14 protein-coding genes and 2 pseudogenes are annotated in these 12,738 nt (G+C 73.3%); 9 read left to right on the forward strand and 7 right to left on the reverse strand.

Annotated elements, in window-relative coordinates:
• Positions 1–226 precede the first annotated feature (226 nt).
• Entirely contained in the window at positions 227–691 is a 465-nt protein-coding gene (mce, locus tag VSR01_RS28720; protein ID WP_326451976.1) for a methylmalonyl-CoA epimerase, read from the reverse strand.
• A 166-nt stretch (positions 692–857) separates the two neighbouring features.
• Between mce and VSR01_RS28725 the strand changes: the two genes are divergently transcribed.
• From VSR01_RS28725 to VSR01_RS28740, 3 genes and pseudogenes are all read left to right on the forward strand, one after another.
• Positions 858–2,033, forward strand: coding sequence for an acetyl-CoA C-acetyltransferase (locus tag VSR01_RS28725; protein ID WP_326453868.1), 1,176 nt, complete (start codon positions 858–860; stop codon positions 2,031–2,033).
• Positions 2,034–2,119: 86 nt separating this feature from the next.
• Positions 2,120–3,076, forward strand: a complete 957-nt coding sequence (gene meaB / locus VSR01_RS28730; protein ID WP_326451977.1) for a methylmalonyl Co-A mutase-associated GTPase MeaB — start codon at positions 2,120–2,122, stop codon at positions 3,074–3,076.
• A gap of 498 nt (positions 3,077–3,574) precedes the next feature.
• Positions 3,575–4,353: pseudogene (locus tag VSR01_RS28740) on the forward strand (polysaccharide deacetylase family protein).
• Between the two features lie 58 nt (positions 4,354–4,411).
• Here the strand turns inward: VSR01_RS28740 and VSR01_RS28745 are convergent.
• The 5 genes from VSR01_RS28745 to VSR01_RS28765 form a co-directional block, all read right to left on the reverse strand.
• Complete coding sequence (locus VSR01_RS28745) at positions 4,412–4,894, reverse strand: MarR family winged helix-turn-helix transcriptional regulator (RefSeq protein ID WP_326451980.1); 483 nt, start codon at positions 4,892–4,894, stop codon at positions 4,412–4,414.
• A 152-nt stretch (positions 4,895–5,046) separates the two neighbouring features.
• Positions 5,047–5,733 (reverse strand): AIM24 family protein, encoded by a 687-nt coding sequence (locus VSR01_RS28750; RefSeq protein WP_326453869.1) that lies wholly within the window; start codon positions 5,731–5,733, stop codon positions 5,047–5,049.
• Between the two features lie 29 nt (positions 5,734–5,762).
• The gene (locus VSR01_RS28755) at positions 5,763–6,413 is read right to left on the reverse strand and encodes an AIM24 family protein (RefSeq protein WP_326451981.1); all 651 of its coding nucleotides are present in this window, start codon (positions 6,411–6,413) and stop codon (positions 5,763–5,765) included.
• Positions 6,413–7,051, reverse strand: coding sequence for an AIM24 family protein (locus VSR01_RS28760; protein ID WP_326451982.1), 639 nt, complete (start codon positions 7,049–7,051; stop codon positions 6,413–6,415). Before VSR01_RS28760 ends, VSR01_RS28755 begins: the two co-directional genes overlap by 1 nt.
• Before the next feature lie 4 nt (positions 7,052–7,055).
• Positions 7,056–7,922 (reverse strand): DUF2127 domain-containing protein, encoded by an 867-nt coding sequence (locus VSR01_RS28765; protein ID WP_326451983.1) that lies wholly within the window; start codon positions 7,920–7,922, stop codon positions 7,056–7,058.
• A 200-nt stretch (positions 7,923–8,122) separates the two neighbouring features.
• On the opposite strand from VSR01_RS28765, the gene VSR01_RS28770 reads away from it, so the two are divergent.
• Positions 8,123–8,497, forward strand: coding sequence for a DUF3817 domain-containing protein (locus tag VSR01_RS28770; protein ID WP_326451984.1), 375 nt, complete (start codon positions 8,123–8,125; stop codon positions 8,495–8,497).
• 69 nt (positions 8,498–8,566) lie between these two features.
• On the opposite strand, the gene VSR01_RS28775 is transcribed toward VSR01_RS28770, so the two are convergent.
• Positions 8,567–9,598: an ArsR/SmtB family transcription factor gene (locus tag VSR01_RS28775; protein WP_326451985.1), complete on the reverse strand. Its 1,032-nt coding sequence runs from the start codon at positions 9,596–9,598 to the stop codon at positions 8,567–8,569.
• A 70-nt stretch (positions 9,599–9,668) separates the two neighbouring features.
• Between VSR01_RS28775 and VSR01_RS28780 the strand changes: the two are divergent.
• The 5 genes and pseudogenes from VSR01_RS28780 to VSR01_RS28800 form a co-directional block, all read left to right on the forward strand.
• Positions 9,669–10,400 (forward strand): annotated as a pseudogene (locus tag VSR01_RS28780) (MFS transporter); the annotation flags it as partial.
• Positions 10,401–10,567: 167 nt separating this feature from the next.
• Positions 10,568–10,984, forward strand: coding sequence for an MFS transporter (locus VSR01_RS28785; protein WP_326451986.1), 417 nt, complete (start codon positions 10,568–10,570; stop codon positions 10,982–10,984).
• 211 nt (positions 10,985–11,195) lie between these two features.
• Complete coding sequence (locus tag VSR01_RS28790) at positions 11,196–11,669, forward strand: Uma2 family endonuclease (RefSeq protein WP_326451987.1); 474 nt, start codon at positions 11,196–11,198, stop codon at positions 11,667–11,669.
• 98 nt (positions 11,670–11,767) lie between these two features.
• On the forward strand, positions 11,768–12,274 hold the full coding sequence (locus VSR01_RS28795; RefSeq protein WP_326451988.1) for a MarR family winged helix-turn-helix transcriptional regulator: 507 nt from the start codon (positions 11,768–11,770) through the stop codon (positions 12,272–12,274).
• Positions 12,275–12,390: 116 nt separating this feature from the next.
• Entirely contained in the window at positions 12,391–12,732 is a 342-nt protein-coding gene (locus tag VSR01_RS28800) for a DUF3817 domain-containing protein (protein WP_326451989.1), read from the forward strand.
• The last annotated feature ends 6 nt before the right edge of the window (positions 12,733–12,738 follow it).

The following is a 12,738-nucleotide window of genomic DNA, read 5'->3' on the forward strand; positions in this document are numbered from 1 at the left end:
TCCGCGGTCCCATCGGTCTCCTGGCGTCCTCACCCGCCGACCGGGTGAGATCCTCCGTCACCCCGTTTCGCGACGGGGCTGTACGAGGAATGGTGTCAGATCAGCGTCGCGGGGCGGGAGCGTACGAAGGTGCTCGCCCCGTGGACCCGGCCACTCTACCGGGCAGAACGGGGGCAACGTCAGTGGTCCCGTGCGGTCTTCGGCCGTTGTGGCCGGTCTTGCGCGGTCAGCGGGCGCCGGCCTCCCGCGCGGGGCCGTCCCCCTGCCCCTGGCCGGCCGAGGTCACCAGTTCGGTGAGCACGCCGTGGCAGTCCTTGGGGTGCAGGAAGGTGATCCGCGACCCCATGGTGCCGTGCCGCGGCTCGTCGTACAGGACCCGTACGCCCTTGTCGCGGACGGCCGCGGAGGCCGCGTCCACGTCACCGGTGCCGAAGGCGATGTGGTGCACGCCCTCGCCGTTCTTGGCCAGCCACTTGCCGACCGCCGAGTCCTCGCGGGTCGGCTCCAGCAGCTGGATGTACGAGGCGCCGCCGTCGGAGGTGCCGCTGATCCTGAGCATGGCCTCGCGGACGCCCTGCTCCTCGTTGACCTCGGTGTGGAACACCTCGAAGCCGTACGTGGCACGGTAGAAACCGACGGTCGCGTCGAGGTCGCGGCAGGCGATCCCGATGTGGTCGATGCGCGTGAACATGCAGACAGTGGACCGCAGCCGCCGCGGTCACGCAACGTGCGCGCCGTCACACGTTCCGCCCGGTGACTGCGGGCGCTACCGCTCAGTACATTGAGATTAACCCTCGTTAACCTCTCTCTTCTCGCGAAGGGGCCGCACCATGAGCACCCAGGCAGCACGCACGTCCGTGATCGTCGCCGGCGCGCGCACCCCGATGGGCCGCCTCCTCGGCAGTCTGCGCAGCTTCTCCGGCGCGGACCTGGGAGGCATCGCGATCAAGTCCGCGCTGGAGCGGGCCGGCGTCTCCGGCGAGCAGGTGGAGTACGTGATCATGGGCCAGGTGCTGCAGGCCGGCGCCGGGCAGATCCCGGCCCGCCAGGCAGCGGTCAAGGCCGGCATCCCGATGAGCGTGCCGGCGCTGACGATCAACAAGGTGTGCCTGTCCGGGCTGGACGCCATCGCGCTGGCCGACCAGCTGATCAGGGCCGGCGAGTTCGACATCGTGGTGGCCGGCGGCCAGGAGTCCATGACCAACGCCCCGCACCTGCTGCCCAAGTCCCGCGAGGGCTTCAAGTACGGCGCGATCCAGATGCTCGACGCGATGGCGCACGACGGGCTGACCGACGCCTTCGAGAACATCGCGATGGGCGAGTCCACCGAGCGCCACAACACCCGGCTGGGCATCGGGCGCGCCGCGCAGGACGAGTTCGGCGCGCTGTCCCACCAGCGGGCCGCCGCGGCGCAGAAGAACGGCCTGTTCGACGCCGAGATCACCCCGGTGGAGATCCCGCAGCGCAAGGGCGACCCGGTGGTCTTCAGCCAGGACGAGGGCATCCGCCCGGAGACCACGGCGGAGAGCCTGGGCAAGCTGCGGCCGGCGTTCAGCAAGGACGGCACGATCACCGCGGGCACCGCCTCGCAGATCTCCGACGGCGCCGCCGCGGTCGTGGTGATGAGCCGCGCCAAGGCCGAGGAGCTGGGCCTGGAGTGGATCGCCGAGATCGGCGCGCACGGCAACGTCGCCGGCCCGGACAACTCGCTGCAGTCCCAGCCGTCCCACGCGATCGAGCACGCGCTGGGCAAGGCCGGGCTCACCGTCGCCGACCTGGACCTGATCGAGATCAACGAGGCGTTCGCCGCGGTCGCCGTCCAGTCCATGAAGGACCTCGGGGTGACACCCGAGAAGGTGAACGTCAACGGCGGCGCCATCGCGCTGGGCCACCCCATCGGCATGTCGGGAGCCCGTATCGTGCTGCACCTGGCACTGGAGCTGAAGCGCCGCGGCGGCGGCACCGGGGCCGCGGCCCTGTGCGGCGGCGGCGGCCAGGGCGACGCCCTGATCGTCCACGTGCCGGCCCGCTGACCCGGGCGCCGGGCCGCCCGCGGCCCCGATAGGCGCGGGCGGCGGCCGGGAGTACGGACCACCCACGGGAAACGGAGTACGGGTCGATGGCGGATGTGGCGGCGCTGGTGGAGCAGGCCCGCGAGGGGCGGCCGCGGGCGGTGGCCCGGCTGATCTCGCTGGTGGAGGGTGGCTCGCCGCAGCTGCGGGAGGTGATGGCGGCGCTCGCGCCGCTCACCGGCGGCGCCTACGTGGTCGGCCTGACCGGCTCGCCCGGCGTCGGCAAGTCCACCTCCACCACCGCCCTGGTCAGCGCCTACCGCGCGGCGGGACGCCGGGTCGGGGTGCTCGCCGTCGACCCGTCCTCACCGTTCTCCGGCGGCGCCCTGCTCGGCGACCGGGTGCGGATGTCGGAGCACGCCTCGGACCCGGGCGTCTACATCCGCTCCATGGCCACCCGCGGCCACCTCGGCGGCCTGGCCACGGCCGCGCCGCAGGCGGTGCGGGTGCTGGACGCGGCCGGCTGCGACGTGATCCTGGTCGAGACCGTCGGCGTCGGCCAGTCCGAGGTCGAGATCGCCGCCCAGGCCGACACCTGCGTGGTGCTGCTCGCCCCGGGCATGGGCGACGGCATCCAGGCGGCCAAGGCCGGCATCCTGGAGATCGGCGACGTCTACGTGGTCAACAAGGCCGACCGGGACGGCGCCGACGCCACCGCGCGCGAGCTGAACCACATGCTGGGCCTGGGCGAGAACCGCGGCCCCGGCGACTGGCGCCCGCCGATCGTCAAGACGGTCGCGGCCCGCGCCGAGGGCGTCGAGGAGGTCGTCGAGGCGCTGGAGAAGCACCGTGCCTGGATGGACGAGCGCGGCGAGCTCGCCGCGCGCCGCCGCCGCAGGGCGGCCGGCGAGATCGAGAACATCGCGCTGACCGCGCTGCGCGCCCGCATCGGCGACCTGCGCGGCGACCAGCGGCTGAGCGCCCTGGCCGGCCGCGTCGCCGAGGGCGCCCTCGATCCGTACGCGGCGGCCGACGAGCTGATCGAGGGGCTCACCACGCGGTAGCGCGGGGGTCGCCACGCGGGAGCGCGAAGCCGCGGCGGGTGGGGCCGGTGGCGCGTGGGGCTGCGGCGCGCGGGGCCGTGGCGCGTGGGGCCGTGGCGCGTGGGGCCGTGGCGGGCGCGGCCGGCCGGGCGCCGCGGGCGTCGAACGCACCCCGGACACGGGTCCGGCGGCCCGCTATACATCGCATGTATACCTCCCGTGTACAGTGCACGTCGGACCGGCCCGCGGGGGCCGGTCGTCATGACGAGGGGGGTCTCCCGCATGCGGAGCACGACCACCGTGCGGGCAGGCCGCACGATCACCGCGCCGACGACGGGCGAGCCGGTGACGGCGCCGGGCGAGCCGGCGTCGGCGCAGGACAAGCCCGCGACGGCGCCGGGCGAGCCGACGACCCGGGCGGCGAGAACGCGGCGCGCGGCTCGGGCGGCCCGCGCGGCCCGGCCGGCGCGGATACCGGGGGCGATACGCGGGGCGCGGGCCCGGCGGGCGTCGCGGGCGGTGCGCGCCGCCGTGACCGCGCTGGCGGCCGGCGCCCTCGCGGTCGCGCTCACCGGGTGCGACGGCTACGACGCGACCTCGCCGGCCGCCGCGCGCAAGGACGCCCCCGCGGTCGGGGCCGCCGCCTTCGCCGCCGGCCCGGCGGCCCGGTCGACTGCCGCAAGGCCAAGTGCGTCGCGCTGACCTTCGACGCCGGGCCCAGCGTGCGCACCCCGCAGATCCTGGCCATCCTCGCCAAATACCACGTGCACGCCACGTTCTTCACGCTCGGCAAGAACCACGTCCGGGTGCACCCGGAGATGGTGCGGGCGATGGCCGCGCAGGGCCACGAGATCGAGACGCTCACCTGGAGCCACCAGATCCTCACCAAGATCGACAAGGACGAGGTGCGCAAGGAGATCACCCAGGGCGCCGACGCGGTGGAGAAGCTCACCGGCGTCCGGCCCACCCTGCTGCGCCCGCCGCAGGGCCGCACCAGTCCGGCGGTCACCAGGATCGCCAAGGACCTCGGCATGGCCGAGGTGGTCTGGAGCGCCAACGGCGCGGACTACAAGACGACCGATTCCCACCTGATCGCCCAGCGGATACTCCACCAGACCAAGCCGGACGGGATCATCCTGCTGCACGACCTGGTCGACCCCACGAACGTGGGCTACAACGGCACGGTCGCCTCGATAGCGCCGATCATCTCCACCCTCCAGGCGCGCGGCTACACCTTCGTCACCGTCAAACAGCTCCTGGCGCCCGGCACTCCGGTGCCCGGCAAGGTCTACAAGTAGCCGCGGACCCGGGCGCCGCGCACCCCGGGCGCCGCGGTCCGCGGCGCCCGGCCGCCGCTCAGCGGCCCCGCTCGGCCCGCAGGTGCTCGGCCACCGGCAGCAGCGCCTCGCGGTAGGCGGCCAGGTCCTCGGCCGAGATCAGGTCGATGAAGTGCTCGCGGACCGAGGCCACATGGCGCGGCGCGACCTCCCGCATGGTGTCCCAGCCGTGCTCGGTGAGCACCGCGAACAGCCCGCGGCGGTCGGACTCGCAGTTCTCGCGGCGGACCAGTCCGGCCGCCTCCATGCGCGTGATCTGGTGGGAGAGCCGGCTCTTGGACTGCAGGGTGGACCGCGCCAGATCGCTCATCCGCATCCTGCGCTCCTCCGACTCGGAGAGGTTGACCAGGATCTCGTAGTCGTTGTTGGTCAGGCCGAACGGTTGCAGGTCGCGCTCGAGGCGGTACATCAGCAGCCGGCTGACGTCGAGGTGGATGCGCCAGGCCCGCTGTTCGTCGTCGCTGAGCCAGGTCGTGGCACGTTCCGCGGTCTCGGTCTCCATACCTGAATGCTACCGGCGGTTGAACTGTGGATCTCCTTCAGGGTAGCCGTCCGGTCACCCAGGGAAACGATGTCATGGCCACGTGGTCACGCCCCGAGGGCCCTGTGTCCTCGCCCGAAAGGCCACCCGGTCGTGCCCGGGAGGCCGTTCGCTCACGGCCCGACCAACTCCTCCGTGGACTGCAGCAGCACCTGTCCGGCGCCGGTGAACTCGAACTGGTGCTCCTCGCCGGACGCCCCGCCGATCCCGGTGAGCGCCCGGATGCCGCCCAGCACCCCGCGCAGGTAGGCGTGGTCGTAGTGGTGGCACGGCGACGGGCAGTCCGCCCAGCCGACCAGCGCCTGCGGGTCCACCCGGATCGGCGGCTCGACGAAGTGCACCGCGCCGTTGGAGGCGGCCACGAACTTCCCCGTGCCGATCAGCGTCAGGAAGCCCGGGACGATCGACTGCTTCAGCGCCAGCCCCGGCTGGAAGGCCAGCAGGTTGCCGGCCCTGATGGTGAGGTTGCCCTCGTCCAGGTCGTAGGAGTTGACGTCGTAGGCGCGGTCGGCCAGCAGCATCCGCCCGCGGCCCTGCGCGACCACCCAGTCCGCGGCGTGCAGCGGGGAGTGGAAGTCGGCCGCGATCAGGTGGTCCAGCGGGCCGTAGCCGATGCCGTGGAAGTCGATCTCCCCGTAGTAGGCGATCATCTTCCCCTTCTGCAGGAACCACTGGCCGTCCAGCGCCACGCTGAAGGCGTACGGGTTGACGTTGTCGTCCTCCGGCAGCGAGTACGGGTCGAAGACCACTGGTCCCGGCGTGCCCGGCGTGCCCGGCGTTCCCGGCGCCTGCCCCGGCACCGGCCCCTGTCCCTGTCCCGGCGGGTGGCTCACAGCTTCTCCTCCGACGCCTGCACGTACACCGTGCCCTGTCCCGACAGTTCCAGCTGGAAGCCCTCGCCCGAGCCGCGGCCGACCATCTCGCGCCAGCCGATCGCGGTGGTCAGCCGGTTGCGCACGTCTCCGCGGTGGGCGACGTACGCCTGCGGGTCGACGTGCACCGGCCGGTCCGGGGCGATCGGCAGCTCCAGCACGCCGCCGTGCGCCATCACCGCCACCGAGCCCTTGCCCTGGAGGGTGGTGGTGAACAGGCCCTGGCCGGTGGCCTGACCGCGGATCACGCCCATCACGCCGCCCTGCGAGCCCATGAACATGGTGCCCTGGCGCAGCGAGCCGTCGAAGGCCAGCAGCCGGTCCGCCTCCACGTAGAGCGTCTCGCCGGCCAGGTCCACGGTGTGGATGTGGTGGCCGCCGTGGCCGAACATCACCGTGCCCTGCCCCTCCACGGTCATCAGCGGGGTGGCCTCGTTCGCCAGCCGGCGGCCGATCATCGACATCACGCCGCCCTGGCCGCCGGTGATGTTCGGGGTGAACGTCACCTCGCCGCGGTAGGCGAGCATCGCGCCGCGCTGGCTGAACAGCCGCTGCCCGGGGGTGACGACCGCCTCGACCATCTTGGAGTTGATCCGGGTGAACGGCATCAGAGCTGCCCTCCGACCGTGGTGCGCTCGCTGGGCTGGACATAGACCAGGCCCTCGCCCTCGAAGAGGATGCGGAAGCTCTCGCCGGAGCCCTCGCCGACCAGCGTCCGCCAGCCGACCGCGGTCTGCAGCTGCTGCCGCAGGTTCCCGGTGTGCGCGACGTACGCGCCCGGGTCGACGACCAGCGGGTGGGCCGCCGAGACGCGCAGCACCACGGCCGGCCCGTCGGACATGATCGCCGCCTGCCCGCTGCCCTCGACGGTGGTGGTGAACAGGCCGTTGCCCTGTGAGGCGCCGCGCAGCCCGGTGAAGGTGGTGCCGGTGCGCAGGCCTGCCTCGGTCACCAGCAGGTTGCTCGCCTCCACGTACAGCTTCTCGCCGGCCAGCCGGACCAGGTTGATCTCGGTGGCGCGGTCGGCGAAGTAGCAGGTGCCGTGGCCCTTGACCTCCATCACGGCCATGTGCTCGCCGGTGACCCTGCGGGTGACGATGCCGCGTAGGCCCTCGCCGCCGCCGGTCATCTTCTTGAACGTCATCTCGCCTTCGTAGGCGACCATCGCGCCGTTCTTCGCCTTGACCGCGTCACCCGCGAGGTCGACGGCCAGCACCCGCGTGCCCTGCAGCCGGAAGTCCGCCATCGGCTCAGCCCGCGTCGGGGGTGGTGGGGCGGGACGGCGCGCCGGAGCCGAGGTCGTAGGCGCCGGGACGGTGCTCGGACGCGTCGCGCGGGCGCACCGGCAGCGGCGCGGGCCGTTCGCCGGCCGCCTCCTCGACCTCCAGCAGCGAGGCCGAGCGGCGCTGCGCCTCGAACGCCGCGTGGCCGCCGCGGATGCCGAACAGCCGCTTGCCGATGAGGATGTAGAGCACCGCCAGGACGTTCAGCGCCAGCGTGCCGATCTTGAACCAGCTCATCTTCTCGGTGAGTTCGTAGACCTCGATCGGCAGGAACGCGGCGGTGGCGACCACCGCCAGATACTCCGCCCAGCGCTTGGCGAACCACAGGCCGACGCCCTCGACGACCTCGATCAGGGCGTAGCCGGCCATCGCCGCGGCCACCTCCTGCAGGTGCGACTTCTTGTAGTCGAAGGTCTTCTGGATGGTGCCGACGACGGGGGAGTGGTCCAGGTCGTAGCCGAAGTGGTCGGCCACCGGCCGGAAGACCGTCAGGTCCTCCTCGAACAGCCGCCGCACCGCGTCCTGGGAGTTGGAGAACTTCCACACCGCCCAGGCGGCCGCGATCACCAGCAGCCCGCGCAGCACCCGCTCGACGGCCAGGAAGCGCAGGATGAACAGGTCGCGCAGGGCCCGCCCGCGCAGCACCCGCGGCGCCCGGTCGGCCGGCCCGGAGCCGTGCGGCTCGCCCAGGACGAAGTCGCCGCAGCGCAGGCAGCGCCACACCGTGCCGACGGCGGTCGGCGCGTGCAGCTTCTCGCGCAGCCGCTGCTCGTCGGGGGCGTAGGTGATGTGTCCCTTGCGGGCGCAGTGCCGGCGGTCCCAGTCGATGCTCATCGGTCTTCTTCGTCCCCGTCGGGTCTCGGCGCGTCACGTGAGGTACGCACAGGGGGACGCTACCGCCCGGCGGGCGGTTGCCGACCCCCGTGCCGGGTCATCGATACGCGGCGGTGATAATGGGGAGCGGGCTTGTGAGCACGTTCACAATCGTGGGCCCCGGAACGCGCCGACCTGTTCGACTGTGAGGACCGATCCCCGTGGATCTCAAGACCGCCGCCGCCCTGCGCAGGCTCCGCCTGGTGTCCGCCCCCGAGGCGGTCTCCTTCCTGCTGCTGCTGATCTGCTCGGTGCTCAAGCGCACCACGGACTTCAACGCCGTGCCGGTGATGGGCATGGTGCACGGCGTCCTGTTCATCCTCTACGTGCTGTTCTGGGCCGACGCGTGGAACCGCGCGCGGTGGCCGCTGGGGCGCGGCGCGCTGTACTTCGTGCTGTCGGTGCTGCCCACCGGCGGCTTCTTCGCCGAGCGCAAGCTCGCGCACGAGGGCGAGGCGGCGGTCGCCGCGGCCCGCGAGGCGGCGGCGGCCGCGGGCGGGCCCGAGGAGCGCGAGGGCGCGGTCGGCACGGTCTGAGCCCGCGCGGGGCGCCGGACGGCGCGGTCGCGCACGGGTCGCCTCGGGTGCGGTCGCGCACGGGTCGCCTCAGATGAGGCCGCCGGTCGCCACCGCGATGCCCAGCGGCGTGCGCTCGTACAGCACCTGGTGCCCGTAGCGGCGCGAGGCGAGCAGGCCGGCGTCGCGCAGGACGCCCAGGTGCGCGGAGACCGAGGACATCGCCAGGTCGTGCCGGTGCGCGAGCGCGGTAGTGGTGGTGGGCGCGTCGAGCGCGGTGAGGATCGCCGCGCGGTTGGCGCCCAGCAGCCGGACCAGCGCGGTGGACGCGGCCGGCACGCTGCCCGCCCACAGTCCGCCGATGCCGCGGGCCGGGTAGACCACGGTCGGCTGCCATGGCGGGTCGAAGGCGCTGCCGGCCTCGGGCCAGAAGAAGACGCTCGGCACCAGGACGAGGCCGCGGCCGGGGGCGGCGCCGCCCGGCGCGGCGCTCCGCGCGGCGCCGGCGTCCGCGCCCGGCGGGGCCGGCGCGGGGTGGCCCTCGGCGGTCAGCGCGCCGTCGGACCAGCTGAGCTTGGGATGCAGCCCGGTGAACAGCCGCTGCATCCCGCCGTCCGCCAACCGCCGCGCGTGGTACGCCACATCGGCCTCCAGCACCGCGCGCAGCCGCGGCCAGTGCGGGGCCAGCAGCGCCGCCCAGGCGTGCTCGAAGAGCGTCGCGAGCTGCCGCACCGTGCCGGCCGGGTCGTCCTGCATGGCCCGGCCCCGGCGGGACTGCGCGGCCCCCGGCGTCTGCGCCAGCGCGGCGCCGATCTGCTCGCGGGCCAGCTCCGGCGGGGTCGCCCGCACGGCCGCCAGCTCGTCCTCCAGCGCGGCCAGCGGGACCTCGGGCAGCGGGTGCAGGAAGTCCGGCCCGTAGCCGTTCTCCGGCGCGAGCAGCCGGACCGGGGCGAGGTCCAGGCCCGCGGCCACCGACCGCACCTGCCGCAGCCACGGCAGGTGGTAGCCGTGCCGGTCCGGCCGGGACAGGGTTCTGATCGCGCCCTGGATCTCCCGCAGCGGCGAGATGGCGAACCTGCAGCGCAGCAGATCTTCCGCCGCAAACCGCACACGAAACGACATCACGCCCCACAAGATTCGGCTGCGTCCGAAAGACTACGACGGGTGGGGCCCGTGCCACCAGTGTGATGTCATGACAACGGACAGCGAACACCCGCCACACGGCGGCAACCCACCTTCGCCGGCCGGCTCGAACGACGCTCCCGCCACCCAGGGGAGCGGCGCGGACCAGAACACCGGCTACGGAGCGGTGTTCGCGGTCCGGGAGTTCCGTTTCGTCTTCGCCGCGCACGTCCTGTCCATCCTGGGCACGGTGCTGGCCCTGGTGTCGCTGGCGGTGCTGGTCTACCAGGAGTCCGGCTCCTCGGTGCTGACCTCGCTGGTCTTCGCGCTCACCGTGCTGCCCTACGCGCTCAGCGGACTGCTGCTGTCCGGGGTCGCCGACCACCAGCCGGCCCGCCGGGTGCTGGTGACCTGCGACCTGGTGTCGGCGGCGTGCGTGGCCGGGATGGCGTGGTCGGCGACGCCGCTGGCGCTGCTGTTCGTGCTGCTGGCGGTGCAGTCGATGATCTCGCCGCTGTTCATCGGGACGCGCGGCGCGAGCCTGGCCGAGATGCTGGAGGGCGACCTGTTCATCCTGGGCCGCTCGCTGATCCGGATCGTCTCGCAGAGCGCCCAGATCGTCGGCTTCGGCGTCGGCGGGCTGGTGCTGGTGTGGCTGTCGCCGCGGGCCGCGCTGTGCGTCACCGTCGGGACCTTCCTCGGCTCGGCGCTGCTGCTGCGGCTCGGCACCGTCGAGCGGCCGGCCCGGCGCACCGGCGGCAGCGCGCTGCTGCGCCAGTCGCTGGCCTCCTCCGGCCAGTTGATGGCGCACCCGCGCATCCGGGCGCTGCTGCTGATGTGGTGGGTGCCGCCGATGTTCTTCTCCGTCGCCGAGGGCGTCGCCGCGCCCTTCGCCGACTCCGCGGCGCCGGCTCGCTGGGCTTCGGGCTGCTGCTGGCCGCGATGCCGGCCGGCACGGTGGTCAGCGAGATGCTCGCCGGCACGCTGCTGCGGCCCGCCGCCCGCGAGCGCATCGCGCTGCCGCTGGCCGGCGCCTGCCTGCTGCCGCTGGCCGCCTTCGCGGTGCACCCGCCGCTGCCGCTGGCCATCGTGCTGCTCGCCCTCACCGGCCTGTGCGCGGCCTACGCGCTGGGGATGGACAAGTGGTTCGTCGACGAGGTCCCCGCGGACATGCGCGGCCGGGCCATGTCGCTGATGGGCGCCGGCCTGATGACCCTCCAGGGCATCGGCATGACGGCCGGCGGCGCCTTCGCCGAGTGGGCCCCGCCGTTCGCCGTCATCTGCGGCGGCGGCGTCCTCGGCACCCTCAGCGTCCTCGCCGTCATCCGCACCGTCCACCGCACCCGCCTCCCCCTCCCCGCCCCCGTCCCCACGCCCTCGCCCTGAAGGCCCCCGGCGCCTCCGGCGTTCCCCGACGTGCCCGTGGCGCCACCGGCCCCGTGGCATGCTGGTGGCGGATCCGCCCGTCCATCGTCCGCGCCGGAAGGAGCGCCGCGTTGAGCACCGCGCTGCCGCAATGGATGTATCCGCCGCGTGACAGCGGCTGGGAGGCCGACGACCTCGATCTCCTCCCCCCGACGCACCGCGCCACATCGAGTTGCTCGACGGAGCCCTGATCTTCAACATGTCGCCGCAGCGCAGCTGGCACGACCGGGTGATCCGCCGGCTCACCGCCATCCTGGAGGCCGCCGCGCCGGCCGGCTGGACGGTGGAGGCCCAGATGACGGTGAAGCTCAACCGGCGCAGCCGCCCGGAGCCCGACGTCATCGCCGCGTCGGTGCCGTACGACCCGCAGCGCACACGGTTCCTGCCCGAGGAGACCGCTCTCGTGGTGGAGGTGGTGTCCGCGGAGTCCGAGGACCGCGACCGCCGCTACAAGCCCGGGCTCTATGCCGAGGCCGGCATCAGGAACCTCTGGCGGATCGAGGACGAACGCGGGCTGCCCGTGGTGCACAGCTACGAACTCGACGACACCACGCACGTCTACGTGGCCACCGGCGTGCACCGCGGCAGGTTCGAGTCCGCGGTGCCGTTCGCGGTCGACGTCGACCTGGCGGGTCTCGTCGGCTGAGAGCCGCCCGGGCGGGGGCGAGCCGCATGCCGCGGGCGGGGCTCTCATTGGGCGAGACGGGTGGGCCCGGTATGTGACCGGCGGGTAGGCTCGGGGGCGTGCCGAAGCCCCTGAGTCTGCCCTTCGATCCGATCGCGCGCGCCGACGAACTGTGGAAGCGGCACTGGGGCGGGGTGCCGTCGATGAGCGCCATCACGTCGATCATGCGGGCCCAGCAGATCCTGCTCGGACAGGTCGACGCGGTGGTCAAGCCGTACGGGCTGACCTTCGCGCGGTACGAGGCGCTGGTGCTGCTGACCTTCGCCAAGGCCGGCGAGCTGCCGATGTCCAAGATCGGCGAGCGGCTCATGGTGCACCCCACCTCGGTGACCAACACCGTGGACCGGCTGGTGGCCGCCGGGTTCGTGGTGCGCCGGCCCAACCCCAACGACGGCCGCGGCACCCTCGCCTCCATCACCGACCGCGGCCGCGAGGTGGTCGAGCACGCCACCCGCGACCTGATGGCCATGGACTTCGGCCTGGGCGTCTACGACGACGAGGAGTGCGGCGAGATCTTCGCGCTGCTGCGGCCGCTGCGGATAGCCGCGGGCGACTTCGAGGAGTGACCCGGCCCGCACCCGGGTCGGCTCGCCCGCCGGGGGCCGCCTCCGCGCCGGCCCCGGCCGGCCCCGGCCCGCACCCGGGTCCGGCGCCTCGTTTCGCGAGGGATACCCTCGATGCCATGAAATCCAGCGTGCTGACCCGCTACCGGGTGATGGCCTATGTGACGGGCGTGCTGCTGATCGCGCTCACCCTCGGCGTCATCGCCAAATACGCGCTCGACATCAATGGCGCGGGCACCTTCACCACCGCGGTGGGCTTCGCCCACGGCTGGCTCTACGTCGTGTACCTGATCTTCGCCTTCGACCTGTGCTCCAAGGCGAAGTGGCCGATCGGCCGGATGGCCTGGGTGCTGCTCGCCGGCACCGTCCCGACCGCCGCCTTCTTCGTGGAGCGCCGCGTCACCCGTGAGCTGGCCCCGAAGGTGGTCCGCGCGGAGAAGCCCGAGCCCGTGAACGTCTGATCACCC

Origin of the sequence: Actinacidiphila sp. DG2A-62 (assembly GCF_035825295.1) — a bacterium.
Lineage (GTDB): Bacteria > Actinomycetota > Actinomycetes > Streptomycetales > Streptomycetaceae > Actinacidiphila.

Excerpts from the sequence above, each read along its gene's own strand:
- meaB (WP_326451977.1), top strand. The coding sequence starts at position 2,120 with ATGGCGGATGTGGCGGCGCTGGTGGAGCAGGCCCGCGAGGGGCGGCCG.
- VSR01_RS28760 (WP_326451982.1), bottom strand. The coding sequence starts at position 7,051 with ATGGCGGACTTCCGGCTGCAGGGCACGCGGGTGCTGGCCGTCGACCTC.
- mce (WP_326451976.1), bottom strand. The coding sequence starts at position 691 with ATGTTCACGCGCATCGACCACATCGGGATCGCCTGCCGCGACCTCGAC.
- VSR01_RS28785 (WP_326451986.1), top strand. The coding sequence starts at position 10,568 with ATGCTCGCCGGCACGCTGCTGCGGCCCGCCGCCCGCGAGCGCATCGCG.
- VSR01_RS28775 (WP_326451985.1), bottom strand. The coding sequence starts at position 9,598 with ATGTCGTTTCGTGTGCGGTTTGCGGCGGAAGATCTGCTGCGCTGCAGG.
- VSR01_RS28745 (WP_326451980.1), bottom strand. The coding sequence starts at position 4,894 with ATGGAGACCGAGACCGCGGAACGTGCCACGACCTGGCTCAGCGACGAC.
- VSR01_RS28755 (WP_326451981.1), bottom strand. The coding sequence starts at position 6,413 with ATGCCGTTCACCCGGATCAACTCCAAGATGGTCGAGGCGGTCGTCACC.
- VSR01_RS28800 (WP_326451989.1), top strand. The coding sequence starts at position 12,391 with ATGAAATCCAGCGTGCTGACCCGCTACCGGGTGATGGCCTATGTGACG.
- VSR01_RS28765 (WP_326451983.1), bottom strand. The coding sequence starts at position 7,922 with ATGAGCATCGACTGGGACCGCCGGCACTGCGCCCGCAAGGGACACATC.